Source organism: Frankia sp. AgKG'84/4 (assembly GCF_023242965.2).
Lineage (GTDB): Bacteria > Actinomycetota > Actinomycetes > Frankiales > Frankiaceae > Frankia.
The window spans coordinates 1-685 of sequence record NZ_JALKFU020000638.1; the positions used below are offsets into that span (position 1 = coordinate 1).

1 pseudogene is annotated in these 685 nt (G+C 76.5%); it reads left to right on the forward strand.

Going from position 1 to position 685, the window contains the following annotated elements:
• Positions 1 to 15: 15 nt before the first annotated feature.
• Positions 16 to 685, forward strand: a pseudogene (locus MXD58_RS24365) (hypothetical protein); the annotation flags it as partial.

The following is a 685-nucleotide window of genomic DNA, read 5'->3' on the forward strand; positions in this document are numbered from 1 at the left end:
GCGGGCGACCGGCCCGTGGCCGGGGCGCAGACAGGGGGCGAAACCGAGGCGGGGATCGCGGCGCAGGCCGACGGGCAGCCGCGTACCAACCTCCGCGCCGCCCTGAGCAGCTTCGTCGGCCGCAGCCGCGACGCGGAGCAGGTCCGGCGCCTGGTCAGCGGTTCCCGGTTGGTCACCCTGGTGGGGCCGGGCGGCGCCGGCAAGACCCGGCTCGCGGTCGAGACGGGGCGGCGGCTGCTCGACGACGGCGGCGACGACCACCCGCTGTCGCTGCCGGACGGCGCCTGGCTGGTCGAGCTCGCGCCGGTCACGGCCGCCGGTGATCTGCCGCAGGCCGTGTTCGCCGCGCTCGGCCTGCGTGAACAGGTCATCCTCGGCGCGCTACGGCTGCGCGGGATGGTCGACAGCGACCCGGTGGAACGTCTCACCGCCACCCTCGCCGGGCGACGGATGCTGCTCCTGCTGGACAACTGCGAACATCTGCTCGACCCGGTGGCCGCTCTCGCCGAGGAGGTCCTCGGCGCCTGCCCGCAGGTGCGGATCCTCGCGACCAGCCGGGAGCCGCTGGCGATCACCGGCGAGACGCTGTGGCCGGTCGAGCCGCTCGCGCTGCCCCCGGCGCGGCCCGTGCACCTCACCGACCGCGCGGCGGTGGCCCACTATCCGGCGGTCCGCCTGTTCGCCG